This window comes from Lactiplantibacillus herbarum, assembly GCF_001039045.1.
GTDB lineage: Bacteria > Bacillota > Bacilli > Lactobacillales > Lactobacillaceae > Lactiplantibacillus > Lactiplantibacillus herbarum.
On the sequence record NZ_LFEE01000019.1, the window covers coordinates 58,980 to 76,651 of the forward strand.

Genomic DNA, 17,672 nt, shown 5'->3' on the forward strand with positions numbered 1-17,672 from the left:
CTTCAATCTGTTCAATGTTCGTCATGCTGTTCATCCTGTCGTAAGTATAAATGAATCGGATCCAGTGGTGCGCGCTGTTCAAGCGTTAACTGGTCCTGTTTAGTTAATTCTAACACAGCCATGAAGGTCGTCACTAGCATTTCGTCGCTCGCACTAACTGTGAAAAGCTCCGAGAACGCTAACCCTTGAGGTTGTTGCTGCAAACGAGCCGTAATCTGCGTCATCCGGTCATCGATACTAACCGTTTCAGCTACGACCGTTCGCATCAATGGTTGTACCCGCCGACGTTTAACGACTAATTGGTGAAACGCCGCTTGTAAATCAGCAACCGTAATCCCCGCCGTCAATTTAGGCGCACTAAGATCAGACGGTACTAGCATTGCTTCACGCGTAAAGTGCTGGTGGCGCGCCTGCTCTTTGACCCGCAATTCACCCGCAGCCTCTTGATAGACTTTGTAGGCCAACAATTCAGCCACTAATGAGTCTCTTGGATCTTCATCCTCGGATAACTCATCATCTTCCGGCTCAGGCTGTGGCAGTAAATCCCGACTCTTGATCGTCATTAAAGTTGCGGCCATCACCAAGTAGTCGCCAGCAATATCTAATTTCAACGCCTGCATTGAATGAAGGTAATCTAAATACTGCTGGGTAATGTCAGCAATTGGGATATCATAAATATCCATCTTATTCTGCCGAATCAAGTGCAGTAGTAAGTCGAGTGGGCCTTCAAACTCCGAAATTTTAATTGTGATTGGTTGTTGATTGTTTGTCACGGTTACGCTCCCACGCGCCAATGATCGACGCCATTTCTAAAGTTCCCATCACCCGTTTATCAGGATACAACGCCGCTAGTTCATCTAGCACGAGGTACTGGTTCGCACTGGTACGTTCTTCTGGTGACAGGGAATCGTGGTGGACTAAGATAAAATCAGGGCCGATTTCAATTCCAATAATGCCACTAAAATCCCCATCAGCTTGTTGCCATAATAATAGCTGGTGGTCATCGGTAGACTGATACCATTGCATTTCCGTTCTCAAATGCGCTAAGTCCTTAAAATCAGGAATGAATGATAGCAATCCCATGGCAACTTTTTCGTAATCTTTACGATACTTAATGAGCACCGAATCCCTCCTTATTATTCTACTTAATTGTTTTGCCAAATTAAATTATTTATTTGATTGACAGCTCAGTCTATGCCCGTGGATGGTAGCGGTTATAAACTTCTGCCAGCCGTTTCTTCGTAATGTGCGTATAGATTTGAGTCGTTGAGATATCAGCGTGCCCCAACAATTCTTGGACAACTCGCAGATCAGCCCCATTCTCTAAGATGTGGGTCGCAAACGAGTGTCGCAAGGTATGGGGGGTCACGTTCTTCTCAATTCCAGCAGCCTTAACTTCGGCCTTCAAATTTTTCCAAACCCCCTGGCGCGTCAACTGTCCCCCATGATTATTGAGAAACAGGTAGGTATTGCGCCGTTTTGGGGATGCTAATTTGGGTCGAGCAGTACTTAAATACCGTTCGATAAAATCAATCGCCACGTCGCCAATTGGAATGATCCGTTCTTTATCACCCTTACCAATCGTCTGAATCAAACCCAAATCAAGATGTAAGTCATCCATCTTCAGATTGATCGTCTCACTGACACGTAGACCAGTCGCATACATCACTTCTAGCAGTGTCCGATCACGCAGACCTAAAGCAGTATCTAGCTTAGGAACTGCCAGTAACCGTTCGACTTCATGTGGTGAGAGCACCTGTGGTAAGTGTTGGGCGTGCTTGGGCGTATCGATTTTAAGCATGGGATCGCTATCTACGACCCCCATTTGAGCCAGATATTGGAAAAACTTCCGCAAACTAGAAACACTGTGAATAATCGTATTACGTGATTTGCCAGCCTCGTCTAAATACTGCAAATAGTTCAACAGAACATACCGATCAACCGCTTGGTAATCCGTCATTTGCTGCGTCATTAAGTATTCGCTAAAAGCCGTTAAGTCCTGCGAATAGCTTTTGAGCGTATTTTCAACCAGTCCCCGCTCCACACGTAAAAAATGCAGGTAATCAGCAAGCTGGTCCTGCATTTTACGATTAATCGTCGGCTTGTTCATCATCAATCTTAATTAACGTGATCGAACCTGGTTGTTGGCTAATCAAACGTTGCTTCAATAGATTACCAACGGCCCGTTTGAATTGTCCCTTACTGATACCGAAATAACTCCGAATATCTTCAGGATCACTCTTATCCCAAAATGGTAAGCTGTGATCTGCCTGATGTTGAAGTGCAGCTAATAGCATTTGCGCATCATCACCAATCTCTTCATAACCTCGAGGCTTCAAGGATAAGTTTAATTCACCGTCACGCAAATGACCGATAACACGAACCTTAACGTGTTCACCTAAACGAGGTTCTTGATCGCGTTCAGAGGGATGTACAAAACCCAGGTGATTGTCATCAGTAATCACTGACGTTCCAGCCATCTTCAAACGGAAGACCGTTGCCATCATATCTGTATTCTTGACCTGATCACGATCGTAAGGCGTACTAATTTCTTCAAAATCAGTTAATTCGGCCATCGTGCACCATAAGCGTTCCTTATTATCGCGAACTAATCTAACATACAAACGGTCGTCTTTCTTAGGCCATAGTCGACTGATCGTTGGTAACTCATCCAATGAAACCACGATATCTTTGTTAGGAAGGCCAACATCGACGAAGACACCTAAATCATGACGAGTCCGAACAACGGTCCCCCATACAAAGTTATCGAATGAAATTTCTGGTACTTCACGAGTCATTTGTAAGTGATGATCTTCGTTCTCATATACGAAGCCCTCGTACTGACCACCGATATGCAATGGTTGTTCTGGTTCATCCTTGTCGACTAATAACGTCTTCCCATCAACTTGAACAAAATAAGCGCGATCGTTTTCATCAGTTACTTTAGCAGTAACTACCGTTCCCATAATACTATCCATTTATAAAACTCCTTTTAACTGGTGATAAAAAAACTATCACACATTCTAATTTACTGTAATTTCAGATGTAACACTTGAACGATGCAGTAAGTAATCCCGGCTGCAATAATTGGTCCAGCCGCAACACCCTTTAATAACACCACACCCATAATCGTTCCAAATACTAGTGCAACCGTAATTTCAGGACTTGCCGATAAGAGGCCCACGCCATGAAATGATAATACGGACACCAGAACGCCACACGCTACCGCGATCCAACCGACCGGCGATTTAAACGCGTGCCACAAGTCGCGAAAACCGATTTGGCCAGTTGCAATTGGAATTAGGATTGCAACGGTAATAACCGTTACGCCCCAATTGATTCCCTTTTGACCAATCGTTGTCAGCAACTTGCTCGTATTAGGGATTAATTTGATCACTAATACAACGACAGTTGCAATTTGTAGCGACTGATTTTTCCCCAGCCACGCAACCACTAATATTGCTAATAAAAATAACCAACTTTCCATGTGACACCTCACGTGTTATTAATTGTAACTGAAAACGCCCGAAATTACGAGGATTCTTGGCGATTCCCCTTGTTTTGACTCATTAAAACAATAACTTACTAGCCATAGTTACTGAATCTAACATGCTGAATTTTATCATATGTATATAAAAAGCCGCCGCAAAGCGACGACTTTTCAATATCAAATTAAATTTGATCTTAAAGGGCGTTTGAAGCACCGCGGTATACGAATCCACGACGTGAATCAACAGTGATCAATTGACCATCAGAGATTACGCTCGTAGCATCCTTAACACCAACGATAACAGGAATACCCATTGAGATACCTACAACAGCAGCGTGTGAAGTTAAGCCACCATTTTCAACAATTAAAGCACTAGACTTTTCGATTGCTGGCAAGTAGTCTTTGTCGGTCGTCTTAGTAACTAAGACGCCACCTTCAACGGCCTTGTCGTTTGCTTCTTGTGCAGAAGTAGCGATTACGGCTTTACCGATAACAGTTTCGTCACCGACACCTTGACCATCAGCTAACTTAGAACCAATTAATTGGATCTTCATGATGTTAGTAGTACCGCGTTCGCCAACTGGCACACCGGCAGTGATCAAGATTAAGTCGCCTTCCTTGGCAAAGCCAAGTTCAACAGCCTTAGAAGAAGCTAAATCAAACATGTCATCAGTGGTTTCTGGCTTTTCAGCAACAACTGGTTGAACACCCCAGTTAACCATCAATCCACGTTGAGTCCGTTCGTCAAAAGTGATTGCCAAGATATCAGCATCTGGACGGTACTTCGAAATCATCTTAGCAGTGTAGCCAGATTCAGTCGCAGCAACAATCGTCTTGATGTTCAAGTTCTTAGCGGCCCGAGCAATCGCAATACCGATTGTTTCAGTAACACTAGTCTTGTCGAAACGGTTTAATTGTAAGTTGCCGTTTTCGGCTAAAGTGTTTTCAGCCTTTTCGTCAATCTTAGCCATCATAGCAACGGCTTCAACTGGGTAAAGACCATTAGCACTTTCACCAGAAAGCATGGTTGCATCAGTACCGTCAAAGACAGCGTTGGCAACGTCAGATGCTTCGGCACGAGTAGGACGTGGGTTTTCTTGCATTGAGTCTAACATTTGAGTAGCCGTGATAACAGGCATACCTAAAGCATTACACTTCTTGATTAAGCTCTTTTGTACCAATGGTACATTTTCAGCAGGAATTTCAACACCCATGTCACCACGAGCAACCATCAAACCATCACAAACCTTAAGAATTTCATCGATGTTATCGATACCTTCTTGTGATTCGATCTTAGGGAAGATTTGTACGTGTTCCATGTGCTTTTCTTCAAGTAATTGGTGGATGTCTAAGACATCTTGTGGTTTACGTACGAAGGAAGCAGCGATGTAGTTGATTTCGTGATCCAAACCAAAGCGAATATCGCTTGAGTCTTTTTCAGTAATCCCAGGTAAGTTGATTGAAACGCCAGGAGCGTTAGTACCCTTACGTGAGCCTAAGACACCAGCATTTTGAACGGTCGTAACCAATTCGCGGTTAGCTTCGTCTTTTTCGTCAATCTTCATGTCTAATAAACCATCATCGAAGAGGACATGGCCACCTACGTGAACATCATCATAGAGGTTCTTGTAAGTAACGGCAATTTTGTCATGGGTCGTATCTAAAGATTCGTCCATGGAAATCCGTACCTTATCACCGATCTTGTATTCAGACTTACCGTTAGCTTGAACGGTCGTCCGAATTTCAGCACCCTTAGTATCAAGCATGATACCAACAGTCTTACCTGTAATCTTTTCTGCTTCATGAACCTTAGTTAAACGGTCCAAGTGTTCTTCATGATCACCATGTGAAAAGTTGAAACGGAAAACGTTAGCACCGGCTTCAATCAATTTAACAATAGTGTCAACGTCAGTACTGGCAGGACCAAGTGTTGAAACAATCTTGGTTTTCTTCATAAGAAAAATCTCTCCCTTGAAAGTTTTATTATAAAAAGACATTAACGTCATTTTTATTTAGATTAATTAGTATTTGAAGTAACGCCTATTTGAATGAAATTTCTTCGTTCAATTGGTTAAGTGAAACTTCTACGTCATGCTTAGAATCAAATAGATCTAAGATGTCGTGGTTAACAAGCTCGTTATGTTGAATACCAACAGCTAAGCCACCCTTACCTGAAAGTAAGAGTTCTACAGCATAGGCACCCATCTTGCTAGCCATAACGCGATCTTTAGCGGTTGGGTTACCGCCACGTTGCATGTGAGCAATCGTGTTACCACGCGCATCAAAGTCACCATATTCAGATAACTTTTCAACGAATTCGTCGGCACCCATGACACCTTCAGCTAAGAGAACCAAATTACTCCGGTGACCATTGGCCCGGTTACGTTTGATCTTGTTAGCGATGGCTTCCATGTCCCAGTCGATTTCTGGTACCACAATGGCATCAGCACCGATTGCAACACCAGACCATAAGGCAACGTCACCAGCGCCACGTCCCATAACTTCCACAACGAAAGTACGGTCATGACTGTGAGCCGTGTCATAAATACGGTCAAGCGCTTGAACATTAGTATTGACAGCTGTGTCAAAACCAATCGTGAAGTCCGTAAATGGAATATCATTGTCAATCGTACCTGGAAGGCCGATTGTATTGTAGCCATGTTCAGTCAAGCGCAAAGCACCGTGATATGAACCGTCGCCACCAATAACAACTAATGCGTCAATTCCAAACCGCTTTAATTGTTCAATTCCCTTTAACTGGCCTTCTTCATGGGCAAATTCTGGGTAACGGGCCGAATATAATAACGTCCCACCACGTTGAATAATACCATCTAAGTCAGCTGCTTCAATCTTGTGAATGTCACCGGCAACCAACCCAGCAAAGCCGTAGTTGATACCGTATGCTTCCAACCCTTCGGCCATTGCTTTTCCAGCAACTGCACGAACGGCCGCATTCATACCAGGAGCGTCGCCGCCACTGGTTAAAATACCAATGCGTTTCATTTTTTCACCTCAGGCAATAAATTGAGTTCGTAACTCCATAAGTGATTCTAACACTTTTATCGTGAATTGTCTGTTATTTTCGCAAATTAAATTTGGTAAAAAACGCTGTTATATCAAGGGATAGCGTTCTTTATCACGACATTATCGCGACCTAGTAACGTTGTAAGCGCTCCAACCATTTCAGGATTTTCAGTGACCCAATACTGTGAATTCAACTCAACTGTGCGGTGAGCCGTCACTGAATAAATCAAAACTGGATTGGGACCATGGTACTGACTCAAAACTTTCAGGATCTCCTTTTGAACCGTTGGTGTGACTTGCTCAGGCTGTAGTCGCAAAAAGAGTTGCATCGTTGGTTTTGGAAATTGGTCTGCTAAGCGCCACGAATTAACAATCACTTGCAAATCACGTTGCTGATCGACCTTCCCACTGATTAAAACAATCGTTTCAGGCTGTAACTCGTCCTGAATGCGCTGATAAGTCTGCGGGAAAATGGTCAGGTCAATCTCACCTGATAAGTCACTCCCCGTGGCAAACGCCATTGGTTGCCCGCGTTTAGTTCGAATCGTTCGCACCTTCGTGATGTAGACCAATAGTTTCACCTGTTGATCACTATTAAGTGAACTGACTAACTGGGTATGCTGTTGTTGCGCGAGCCAATCGTAGGCTTCAACCGGATGCCCAGAAACGTAAACTCCTAGATATTCCGCTTCTTTAGCCAACCGTTCGCCAAGTGCGAGTTCCGGTTGCTTTTTGATTTTAGGTGCCAGTGATTCAAATAAGCTCATACTGCCACCCGCTAACTCGGCACTTGACATCAGCTCAGGCACGCTCGTTAACAGTTCCGCTCGGTTGAGACCAAAGTGGTCAAACGCACCTGCGTAGATCAACGCATTCATCAGATCTGCCTTCAACCACTTGGCATCAATCCGTTGCATGAATTGTTGTAAATTCTTAAATGGTCCGTTAGTTCTACGCTCATCCATCACACTCGCAATGAAATCACGCCGCAAGCCCTTAATGGAGCTCAAACCAAACACAATTGCTGAACCCGTCCAATCAAAATACTGACCGCTGCGATTGATATCCGGCGGAATAATGTCCACTTGATGTTGACGAGCTTCCGCCAAGTATTGTTTCAGTTTCGTCCCATTGCCTAAAACAGAGTTCATCAGTGACGTGAAAAACGCCCCCGAATAATGAACTTTCAGGTAGGCCAATTCAAACGCCATCTTACTGTAGGCAATTGCGTGTGATCGGTTGAAACCGTAATTGGCAAACTGTTCGATATATTGGTAAACCTGAGTCGCAACTTCTACTGTAAAACCATTTTTCTGTGCGCCAGCTAAGAATTGTTGTTTCATCTCATCAATAACTGTGCGCTTTTTCTTACTCATCGCGCGCCGCAACAAATCGGCTTCGCCAAGACTAAAGCCGCCCATGACTGCCGCCACTTGCATGACTTGTTCTTGGTAGACCAAAATACCGTACGTTGGCCCAAGAATGTCAGCTAGTTCTGGCGCTGGATAGTTAACTGGTTCCTGTCCCTTTTTACGCGCAATAAAATGATCGATATTTTCCATTGGACCCGGTCGATACAACGCGTTAACCGCCGCCACCAGCTCAAAATTATCTGGATGCAATTTTCGTAAAACGTTGCGAATCCCCGCCGATTCAAACTGGAAAACCCCAGTCGTGTCACCAGCCTGAAACAATTTCAACGTATCCGCATCATTAAGATCAACCTTCGTAATCGCCAATGGCTTACCGGTCTGGCGCTGAACATAGCTTAGCGCACTTGCCAGTAATGAGAGATTCCGTAGGCCAAGAAAATCCATTTTCAGCAAACCGACTGCTTCAACGGTATCCTTCGTATACTGAGTCATCATCATCGTTTCACTACCCGCTTGCAACGGAACGATTTGAATCAACGGTTTTTAACTCAACACCACACCAGCTGCATGGGTCGAATAGTGTCGTGGTAAGCCTTCGATCCGTTGAGCTGTTTCAAACAGTAATTTATTTTTTGAAGAATCCGCAATTAAATTCTGCAGACGCTGCGAACCATCGTAGGCCTGCTGTAGCGTGATGTGAAGTTGATTCGGAATCGCCGCACTCCAATCACTCATGTCATAGCTAGACAGCCCAAAGACTCGTCCAACATCACGAAGCGCTTGCTTAGCCGCTAGCGTCCCAAACGTAATAATCTGTGCAACCCGATCATGACCATACTTATCATGAACATAATTTAAGACTTGCTCCCGCCGATTATCCGGAATATCCAGATCAATATCCGGCATGTTAGCTCGCTTAGCGTTCAAGAAACGTTCAAACAGCAAGTCATACTGTAACGGGTCAACATCAGTAATTTTCAGAGCATAGGCAACCAGTGAACCAGCCGCCGATCCTCGTCCAGGACCAGTCGTAATATCCGCCTCATGTGCATAGTTCATGACATCCCACACAATTAAGAAGTAATCATCAAAACCCATCTGATCAATAACTTGTAGTTCGTGTTCCAAACGATCAAAGTACGGTTGCGTGTCAGTCCCTTCCGGAAGGTCTGCCAGTCGTTTCTTAAGTCCCGTCTGACATAATTGCCGAAGATACACATTGGCCGGTTGGTCTTCCGGCGTCGGAAATTTTGGTAGTTGTGGTGCTTGAAAAACTAATTCAACTTGGCATTGATCAGCTATTTCAACCGTAGCTGCAACGGCTGTCATCAAATCTAACTGTTGATAATCTTGCGCAATTGCATCCGCAGAGCGCAGATAATGTCCACCAGGGGTCTCTTTTAGAAGTTCTGGATTATCAATTTGTTGACCACGATCAATGGCACGCAATACTGACACGGCAAAATAATCCGTTGATTGAAGATAATCAACCGGATCTAACGCCACAATCGGCAAGTGTTGTTGTTGCGCAAAACCTACAACAGTTGTTCGCAATACAGGGGCTTGATCTAATGAGATTCCCAAATACAAACTATCTGCGTCAACATGTTCGCGTAATTGTGCAAGCCAAGTTGCTGCTCGGTCAGCTGCATTTTGTAATAGTAGAGCCCCTAGTTCACTATCCTTAGCTGGTGTTAAAACCACTAAATGACCCAGCACTGGCAATATTTGTGCTAACGTCAATGGTTCATCCGCTCTAGCGGTCTGTTTCATCGTTGTGAGTCGCATTAAGTTCTGATAACCCGTCTGGTCCTTGGCCAAAGCCACTAGACTAAACGTTTGATCAGTTAATTGACTACCCACTAAGTTGAGTGTGATTCCTAGAATCGGTGTGATATCCGCTTGTCGACATGCATTGTAGAAATCAACAATTCCGTACATTACGTCAATATCCGTCAAGGCTAACGCCGGGTAGCCTTGTTGTTTAGCTGATTGCACGAGACCCTTGACCGTGCTAGTACTCTGCAACAGGCTAAACGTGCTTAAAACTTGTAGTGGAATATACTGTGGCATCTGCTGAGCTCCTTTCTTAATCGTTATTTAAAACTATTATACCAAACAGTTGTTCTAAGCGGCAGTCATAAGCTGATTGCTTTTTATTACCGGTATGTTAAAATAATCCTCATTGGGAGGTGTCACAAGATGATGAAGCAACTTACAATTATCGTTTGGGCTGTTCTATTTGGCGAAGTGCTCGGCTATATCGGTGGAACACTTGAACAACTAGCTTATAAGCCTGGTGAGATTGGTATCGTCGCTGCAATTTTTGCACTAGTCGTTGTCAATAGCATCACTTATATTACTAATCATTCCCTACCCGTTAAAGGTTCAGAAAATAAGTAATTTAAACCTAAAAGTCCCACAACTAACACTATGCTGGTTGTGGGACTTTTTTGTATCGGAACTTCTATTAAATTAAGTTAGACGGTTGGTGTCACTGCTTGATTCTCAAATACTAACTGATCATCCAGCAGATTAATCGCTACCGTTGATTTTGGTGCGGCTCGGCCCGCGATAATTTCCTTAGCCAAAGGTGTTTCAACATGATTCGTGATGAAGCGCCGTAATGGCCGGGCACCGTAAGCTGGTTCGTAACCCTGTTTAGCAATCCACTTCTTCGCTTCATCGGAAATTTCCAGCGTGATTTCGCGGTCTTGTAGCCGTGCTGACAAATGTCCGATCAGCTTACCGACAATTTCTTCAATTGCACTCAATTGTAGCGGTGTGAACATAATGATGTCATCGATTCGGTTCAAGAATTCCGGTTTGAAACGACTCTGAACCAACTGCATGACCTGCTGGTGAGTCTCATCAGACAAGTTGCCTTGATCATCAACACCTGCTAATAACAATTCTGAACCAAGGTTAGACGTCATAATTAAAATAGTGTTTTTAAAATCAACCGTCCGTCCCTGACCATCCGTCAAACGACCATCATCTAATACTTGTAATAAGATATTGAAGACGTCTGGATGGGCCTTTTCAACTTCATCGAATAACACGATTGAGTATGGATTACGACGAACCGCTTCCGTCAATTGGCCACCTTCTTCATAGCCAATGTAACCAGGTGCTGCCCCAACTAACCGTGAAACTGATTCTTTCTCCATATATTCACTCATATCGATTCGAACCATGTGATCGGCTGAATCGAATAAGTTTTCGGCTAATGCCTTGGCCAATTCAGTCTTACCAACCCCCGTTGGTCCAAGGAACATGAATGAACCGAGTGGCCGGTTAGGATCTTGTAAGCCTGCCCGAGAACGCAGTACGGCATCGGACACGGCATCAACTGCTGTATTCTGACCAACAACTCTTTCGTGCAAATGATCTGCTAAATGTAGCAGTTTCTCCCGTTCACCAGCAACTAATTTATTGACCGGAATCCCGGTCATCCGTGAAACCACGTTCGCCACTTGATCCGCTGTGACGGATTCTTCCACTAACCAATCATCATGATGATCGTTAGCCTCCATATCAGTCAATTCCTGTTCTAGTTGCGGAATCGTCCCGTGTTGGAGCTTAGCTGCTGTTTCCAAGTCATAGTTACTTTCAGCGTTTTCCAAATCATGCTTAGCTTTATCGAGTGCGGCCTTCTTGTCACTTAACGCTTGCAAACTGTGCTTTTCACTATCCCAGCGTTCAGCTAACGCACGTTGCTTTTCCTTAGCGCTAGCTAATTCACGCTGTAACTCGCCCAAGCGCTTAACCGAAGCGTCATCCGTTTCCTTCTTTAACGCTGCTTCTTCCACTTCTAAACGCATTAATTGGCGGTTAACTTGATCCAATTCAGTTGGATTAGAGTTCATTTCAACACGAATCTCAGCCGACGCCTCATCGATCAAGTCGAGGGCCTTATCTGGCAAGAAACGATCCGTAATGTAGCGGTCAGATAACTTGGCCGCTGCCACTAACGCGTTGTCGTGAATCCGTACACCGTGGTGAATTTCAAAACGTTCTTTGAGTCCCCGCAAAATACTGATCGTGTCGTCGACGCTAGGTTCCGCAACTAGTACCTTCTGGAAACGCCGTTCAAGCGCCTTATCCTTTTCCATATACTGACGATATTCATCAAGCGTCGTGGCACCGATCAAATGAAGCTCGCCACGTGCCAACATCGGTTTGAGCAAGTTACCGGCGTCCATACTACCTTCCGTCTTCCCCGCACCAACGATATTGTGAATTTCATCAATAAACAGGATGATCTGACCATCGCTCTTAGTAATCTCTTTAAGGACTGCTTTTAGCCGTTCCTCAAATTCACCACGATACTTAGCACCCGCAATCAGTGACCCCATATCTAAAGAAAAGAGTGTCTTATTCTTTAGGTTTTCAGGCACATCACCGCGGACGATCCGTTGTGCCAAGCCTTCGATAATGGCCGTTTTACCAACCCCAGGTTCACCAATCAGTACCGGGTTATTCTTAGTCTTGCGTGAGAGAATTCGAATGACATCGAGAATTTCTTCATCACGACCAATAACAGGATCTTGATCACCCTGGCGAGCTTGTTTAACGAGATCAACCCCGTATTTTTCTAGGGCTTGGTACTGGTCTTCCTGGTTACGTGAGGTGACACGCTGACCACCACGAATGCGATCAACGGCATTCTTCACTTGTCCAGCCGTAATGCCCTGGCCAGTTAAATATTTAGTTAATTGATCACCATTTTGATCCATCAAGGCTAAGGCAATCGTATCAGTCGCAAGAAACTCGTCCCCTAACGACTTGCGCTTTGCTTCAGCCGTCTGCATGACGGCACCTAAACCTGCACTCATACTACTACCATATTGAATATTATCCCCACTGACGACACTGATATTGTCAAGTTCGTGATCCAATTCAACTTGTAGCTTATCGAGATCAACGCCAGCCTCACTGAAGATCTGGCGAACCAGTTCCCCTGGTTGCGTCAAGAATTTAAATAGATGGGGCACACCAATTTCTTGGTGTCGCCGCGTTTGCGCAATCTGTTGAGCCTGCGCTAAGGCTTGTTGTAAACTTTCAGTTAATTGTTCTGGATTCATATATAAGTACCTCCTCAAATTCGGTAACAAAAAGGCAGCCATTTCAGCTGCCAATCAAGTTTGACCTTTATTGACTATTAAAGTATAACGCCATTAGTCAATAAAGGTCAAGAATTTAGTTTTGGTCGTAATTATCCTGAACAATCTGTAAAACAACGTCAACGGCGCGTTCCATTGACTGCTCTGAAACGTATTCAAAACGGCCGTGCATGTTTTCACCACCGGCAAACAGGTTTGGTGTTGGTAAGCCCATGAAGGAGATCTTAGAACCATCTGTCCCACCACGCACTGGGAAGATTGCAGGTTCAATACCAAGCTTCAACATTGCTTGCTTAGCTAATTCAACTACTTGCATGTCTTTTTCAATCACTTCACGCATGTTGTAGTACTGATCCTTCATATCAACTTTGATCCGGGCAACCCCGTCAGCTAAGTTCAACTGATCAGCAACCGCGATGAATAAGCGTTTCCGAGCTTCAAACTTATCGCGATCGTGATCACGAATGATGTAAGTCATCTTAGCGCTGTCGACAGTGCCTTCCAAACTCAATAAATGGAAGAACCCTTCACGACCCTCAGTATGTTCAGGAACATCATGAGCAGGTAAAGCTGATTGGAAATCAACGGCTAATTGTAATGCATTGACCATCTTATCCTTAGCTTCCCCAGGGTGAACGTTGACACCGGCAATTGAAACCGTTGCTTGAGCAGCATTAAAGGTTTCATATTCTAATTCGCCAAGTGGGCCACCATCGACCGTGTAAGCATAGTCAGCACCAAAGGCTGGTACGTTAAAGTTATCGGCACCCGTACCAATTTCTTCATCAGGACCAAAGCCAAAACGAATCTTGCCATGCTTGATTTCAGGATGTGCTAATAGATATTCCGCAACACTAACGATTTCAGCAACACCAGATTTGTCATCAGCACCTAGTAAAGTCGTTCCGTCAGTCGTAATCAACGTTTGACCGGCATAGTTCTTCAAATTAGGGAAGATGGCTGGATCTAATTGGTAGTCGCTGTCTCCCAACTTAATGATCGATTGACCATCGTAGTTTTCAACGATTTGTGGATTAACGTTTTCTGAATTGAAATCAGCCGTATCAATGTGAGAAATGAATCCTAAGGTTTTAACGGCTTTGTCCGTATTAGCAGGCAACGTTGCAAAAACATAAGCACTCTGTTCATCTTGGGTAACTTCACTTAGCCCTAGTGCGGTTAACTTAGTCATCAACTGTTCCAAGAACGCCGTTTCTCGTGGTGAAGATGGTACCGTCGTTGATTCTTCATCAGAACGACTGTTGATCTTAACGAAAGTTAAAAAATCTGAAATAAGATTTGGGTATTTTGACATAATAAAATACTTCCCTTCAACTTGATTTATTTTTTAGACAAAGGTAAACGGATCAGTGTTGAGCTGTGAGGCAACGACCTCAACCTGCCAACCCTGTTGCGTTTGCCATTGTTGGAATAACTTAGTTAATTGTAACTTACAAATGCTTTCAATGTGGTGACCAGGGTCTACAACAGTTAATCCACTCGCCAACATGTCGTGACCAGTATGATAGTAGACATCCCCCGTCACGTAAGCTTGGGCTCCCGCTTGTAATGCAGTGTGGTAGAACTTGCCGCCATCACCACCAAGCACGGCTACCCGGCTAATCTGTTGCTCAGGATCAGCACAAACTAACCGCAAACCGGCAACATGAAAGACTTGCTTGCAATAATCTGCAAATTGACGCGCAGTCATCGGCGTCGGTAAATCACCAATCCGACCCATATAGTACTGGTGACCGCCCGTTAACAGTGGTTCAACTTGATAGTCCCATACGGATGAACCAACCAGTTGCGTCACACCAGCTACCGCCATTGAAACTTGGTCAGCCAGCAAATTAACACTGAACTGTTCACCAGAATTAGCAGCATAGCGATTCAAGGTACCACCCACCGTTTTAGTTAAGTAATCTTGCACATCTTCAACTTGATCAGTTGAGATCGTAACTGTCATCTTAACCGCTGGCTCCTGGTAGCCTGGCACTAATCCCTGTACATCTTGCAGTTTTAACGCCTCAGCTAACCAGTCATTCATACCACCTTCAGCACAGTCCAAGTTCGTATGAGCTGCATATACCAAGATATGATGCGCCGCTAAATCTGCGTACATTGCTTTTTGAGGATCTTGATAATCTAAGTTGTTTGCTGGGCGAAACATTGCGGGATGGTGCGCAAAAATCATATCTGCACCAATCTCAATCGCTTCTTGAACCACTTCTGGTCGTACATCCAGCGTGACCAACACTTTATGAATTGCTTGCTGCGGATCACCAATCTGTAACCCAGTCGGATCGTGCTCCCACTTTAATTTTAAGGGAGCAAACTGTTCGAATCGGTCAATTAACTCATTTGCCAGCATCTACTAAGACTCCTTCGATTAATTTAATTTTGGCTTCGATGACCGCAATGTTTTGAGTTGGTGCCACCTTTGCTTGGTGCATCTGAGCCAACGCACTCTGCGCACGTTCTAATTCACGTTGCCACTTTGCAATAAACACGGGTGACTTTTCTGCTAACAAGAATGGGCCAAATAATTGTTCATTTGCCAAATAAGTTACGGGTTGATCTACCCGATCTGCACAAATTACTTCATACGTATGCCCATCTTCAGCTAGAATTCGTTCAGCCGTAATCTGGAACCCGTTAGCTGCGAGCCAGTCACGTACGGTTGCCTCACCAACATTAGGTTCTAAGATCAACCGTTTAACACCTGCAAGTTGAGCCGTTCCTTGTTCTAAGATTCGCCGAATCAAGGGACCGCCCATACCGGCAATCGTCACCGTGTCAATCTTGTCGGCTGGTTGAATGGCGGCTAAACCATCCGCTAAACGCGCCACCAAAATATCAGATAGACCTAACTGATTAATCTCGTGCTGTGCATTTTCAAAGGGGCCGCGAACAACTTCCCCAGCCACCCCGTAACTAATTCGCCGATTAAGCGCTAAGTTAGCGGGTAAATAGGCGTGATCTGAGCCAATATCCGCTAAACGCGCACCTGTTGGCACAAAATCACCTACCGTGGCTAATCGTTGTGATAACTGTTTTGCATCCACACACATATCCCCTTTAATTTTAATTAAAGATACGACGTTTTACTCAGTAGCTCCTAAAACCAACTACAGATACTGCTTGAGCATTCATGACAACCTCGCACTCAATATTATTATGATCATCTAGCTTTAAGTTTCAGCTTAACTAACCATATTTTACCATGCTTCCCCTTGAATGCGTATTCAGCGAGTAAAGTTTTCCTGAAGGTTACTAAATTCTGGTCAAATCGCCTAAGTTTTCATTAACATCACAATTTCTTCACAACCCCAGTGCCATAATAAAATCCACGTCATCTCGGTAGACGTCATTATCCTCTAAATGAAAGAAAGTTTTGCTTAATGATGAAGAAACATACGTTTACCACGAACCCGTTCTTAACTGGATTACGGCTACTGGCAGTTTTACCACCCGTCGGTATTGCATGGCTGATCTACTTAAGCCGCTGGCAGTGGTTATCCTTACTTCGACATCCCCGTACATTTGGGCGCCGTGACCCACTGTTGGGCTTCATTCTACTATTAATGGGGGTTACCGCCCTCAATCTAAATCATCACGATTATCGTAGCGTCTGGCTATCCGCACTAATGTTATTTGTATTACTCAATTTGTGGTTATTATGCCGGCAATCAACTCAAATCATTGCTTGGCATGAGCTTCGACAATTCATCATTCAATTTGGATTGTATATTACAATTAGCGGTTTTGGCTTTCAATGGCTCAATCAAGCCGTGACCTTACCTAATTGGCTCAAATTCTTACTTGGTGATTTATTATGGGGGTACGCGGCGAACCAAGATCGGTTATTCGGCTCCGCCTACAATCCCAATGATGCCTGTTGCCTATTGTTAATTGCGCTAGGATTATTGCTCACACAATTGACACATCATACCGAGCATCCTGTGACGCCACTACCACTGATCAACTGGTTATTAGCGGGGCTACTCTGTCTCGGCATTTATCAAACCCAGTCACGTACCGGCTTAATATTAATGTTTACGCTATTAATTGTCGTTGCTTACCAATGCTTGCATCGCTATCGTTGGTGGATCACAGGCGCCTTAATTGGTTGTGCCAGTTTTCTCTGGCTTAATTTACCACGAGTAACCTCAGCAACCAGTGCGTGGCAATCGCGGCTTAATATCTGGCAAAATAGTTTTGATTTATTCAAGCAGGCACCATTGCTGGGCGTCACTTACTTTGGTTTTGCCCAAAATTATTTACAGTTAACAGGGGCCTCCGTTCCACATGCCCACAACATCCTATTAATGCTATTAGCTTCGTTTGGGATTCTGGGCGGCGCCGGCTTCATATACCTCGTTGTTCGCAGTGGTTGGCACATTAGCCGTAACTGGCAACAATACCAACAATCACCAAATTTACGATACTTCATGATGACGTTACCGTTAATTTTGGCATACGGTATCACGGATTTTGTCCTGTCTTCCATGCAAGTCTTAATCATCGTTTTAATGATAGTGGCAGCCTGGCGTCATGAACAGCATGCCGTTATCAGTCCAGCTTAAGACTAATGACAAAAAGAGATTTCCAATCATTCTACAGAGTAATGTGGATGATTGGAAATCTCTTTTTATT

13 protein-coding genes and 1 pseudogene are annotated in these 17,672 nt (G+C 44.2%); 2 read left to right on the forward strand and 12 right to left on the reverse strand.

All coding sequences use genetic code 11. The annotated features are described in order from the left end of the window. Positions 1-11 precede the first annotated feature (11 nt). The 8 genes and pseudogenes from ACG95_RS06630 to dnaE all read right to left on the reverse strand — a co-directional run bounded on the left by ACG95_RS06630 (position 12) and on the right by dnaE (position 9,960). Positions 12-773: a segregation and condensation protein A gene (locus ACG95_RS06630; RefSeq protein WP_047999773.1), complete on the reverse strand. Its 762-nt coding sequence runs from the start codon at positions 771-773 to the stop codon at positions 12-14. Then, on the reverse strand, positions 742-1,122 hold the full coding sequence (locus tag ACG95_RS06635) for a hypothetical protein (protein ID WP_047999774.1): 381 nt from the start codon (positions 1,120-1,122) through the stop codon (positions 742-744). Before ACG95_RS06635 ends, ACG95_RS06630 begins: the two co-directional genes overlap by 32 nt. Positions 1,123-1,192: 70 nt before the next feature. Further along, entirely contained in the window at positions 1,193-2,083 is an 891-nt protein-coding gene (xerD, locus tag ACG95_RS06640) for a site-specific tyrosine recombinase XerD (protein ID WP_047999799.1), read from the reverse strand. Positions 2,084-2,090: 7 nt separating this feature from the next. Further along, positions 2,091-2,978, reverse strand: coding sequence for a CvfB family protein (locus tag ACG95_RS06645; RefSeq protein ID WP_047999775.1), 888 nt, complete (start codon positions 2,976-2,978; stop codon positions 2,091-2,093). Between the two features lie 50 nt (positions 2,979-3,028). Continuing rightward, positions 3,029-3,487 (reverse strand): DUF441 domain-containing protein, encoded by a 459-nt coding sequence (locus ACG95_RS06650; RefSeq protein ID WP_047999776.1) that lies wholly within the window; start codon positions 3,485-3,487, stop codon positions 3,029-3,031. 197 nt (positions 3,488-3,684) lie between these two features. After that, positions 3,685-5,445: a pyruvate kinase gene (gene pyk / locus ACG95_RS06655; RefSeq protein WP_047999777.1), complete on the reverse strand. Its 1,761-nt coding sequence runs from the start codon at positions 5,443-5,445 to the stop codon at positions 3,685-3,687. Between the two features lie 85 nt (positions 5,446-5,530). Next, positions 5,531-6,493: a 6-phosphofructokinase gene (pfkA, locus tag ACG95_RS06660; RefSeq protein WP_047999778.1), complete on the reverse strand. Its 963-nt coding sequence runs from the start codon at positions 6,491-6,493 to the stop codon at positions 5,531-5,533. Between the two features lie 113 nt (positions 6,494-6,606). Continuing rightward, a pseudogene (gene dnaE, locus ACG95_RS06665) lies at positions 6,607-9,960 on the reverse strand (DNA polymerase III subunit alpha). A gap of 129 nt (positions 9,961-10,089) precedes the next feature. Here dnaE and ACG95_RS06670 point away from each other — a divergent pair. After that, the gene (locus tag ACG95_RS06670) at positions 10,090-10,290 is read left to right on the forward strand and encodes a YjzD family protein (protein WP_047999779.1); all 201 of its coding nucleotides are present in this window, start codon (positions 10,090-10,092) and stop codon (positions 10,288-10,290) included. 77 nt (positions 10,291-10,367) lie between these two features. Here ACG95_RS06670 and clpB read toward each other — a convergent pair whose 3' ends face one another. The 4 genes from clpB to ACG95_RS06690 all read right to left on the reverse strand — a co-directional run bounded on the left by clpB (position 10,368) and on the right by ACG95_RS06690 (position 16,081). Then, entirely contained in the window at positions 10,368-12,974 is a 2,607-nt protein-coding gene (clpB, locus tag ACG95_RS06675; RefSeq protein ID WP_047999780.1) for an ATP-dependent chaperone ClpB, read from the reverse strand. A gap of 115 nt (positions 12,975-13,089) precedes the next feature. Next, on the reverse strand, positions 13,090-14,328 hold the full coding sequence (gene pepT / locus ACG95_RS06680; RefSeq protein WP_047999781.1) for a peptidase T: 1,239 nt from the start codon (positions 14,326-14,328) through the stop codon (positions 13,090-13,092). 33 nt (positions 14,329-14,361) lie between these two features. Further along, positions 14,362-15,387, reverse strand: a complete 1,026-nt coding sequence (locus ACG95_RS06685) for a Nif3-like dinuclear metal center hexameric protein (RefSeq protein ID WP_047999782.1) — start codon at positions 15,385-15,387, stop codon at positions 14,362-14,364. Further along, on the reverse strand, positions 15,374-16,081 hold the full coding sequence (locus ACG95_RS06690; protein ID WP_047999783.1) for a tRNA (adenine(22)-N(1))-methyltransferase: 708 nt from the start codon (positions 16,079-16,081) through the stop codon (positions 15,374-15,376). Before ACG95_RS06690 ends, ACG95_RS06685 begins: the two co-directional genes overlap by 14 nt. Before the next feature lie 336 nt (positions 16,082-16,417). Here ACG95_RS06690 and ACG95_RS06695 point away from each other — a divergent pair, with 336 nt between their 5' ends. Next, the gene (locus ACG95_RS06695) at positions 16,418-17,602 is read left to right on the forward strand and encodes an O-antigen ligase family protein (RefSeq protein ID WP_237756468.1); all 1,185 of its coding nucleotides are present in this window, start codon (positions 16,418-16,420) and stop codon (positions 17,600-17,602) included. Positions 17,603-17,672: the final 70 nt, after the last annotated feature.

Bases quoted from the DNA above. Each gene is read 5' to 3' on its own strand.
- xerD (WP_047999799.1), bottom strand. From the start codon at position 2,083: ATGCAGGACCAGCTTGCTGATTACCTGCATTTTTTACGTGTGGAGCGG.
- ACG95_RS06645 (WP_047999775.1), bottom strand. From the start codon at position 2,978: ATGGATAGTATTATGGGAACGGTAGTTACTGCTAAAGTAACTGATGAA.
- ACG95_RS06650 (WP_047999776.1), bottom strand. From the start codon at position 3,487: ATGGAAAGTTGGTTATTTTTATTAGCAATATTAGTGGTTGCGTGGCTG.
- pyk (WP_047999777.1), bottom strand. From the start codon at position 5,445: ATGAAGAAAACCAAGATTGTTTCAACACTTGGTCCTGCCAGTACTGAC.
- pfkA (WP_047999778.1), bottom strand. From the start codon at position 6,493: ATGAAACGCATTGGTATTTTAACCAGTGGCGGCGACGCTCCTGGTATG.
- ACG95_RS06670 (WP_047999779.1), top strand. From the start codon at position 10,090: ATGATGAAGCAACTTACAATTATCGTTTGGGCTGTTCTATTTGGCGAA.
- clpB (WP_047999780.1), bottom strand. From the start codon at position 12,974: ATGAATCCAGAACAATTAACTGAAAGTTTACAACAAGCCTTAGCGCAG.
- pepT (WP_047999781.1), bottom strand. From the start codon at position 14,328: ATGTCAAAATACCCAAATCTTATTTCAGATTTTTTAACTTTCGTTAAG.
- ACG95_RS06685 (WP_047999782.1), bottom strand. From the start codon at position 15,387: ATGCTGGCAAATGAGTTAATTGACCGATTCGAACAGTTTGCTCCCTTA.
- ACG95_RS06695 (WP_237756468.1), top strand. From the start codon at position 16,418: ATGATGAAGAAACATACGTTTACCACGAACCCGTTCTTAACTGGATTA.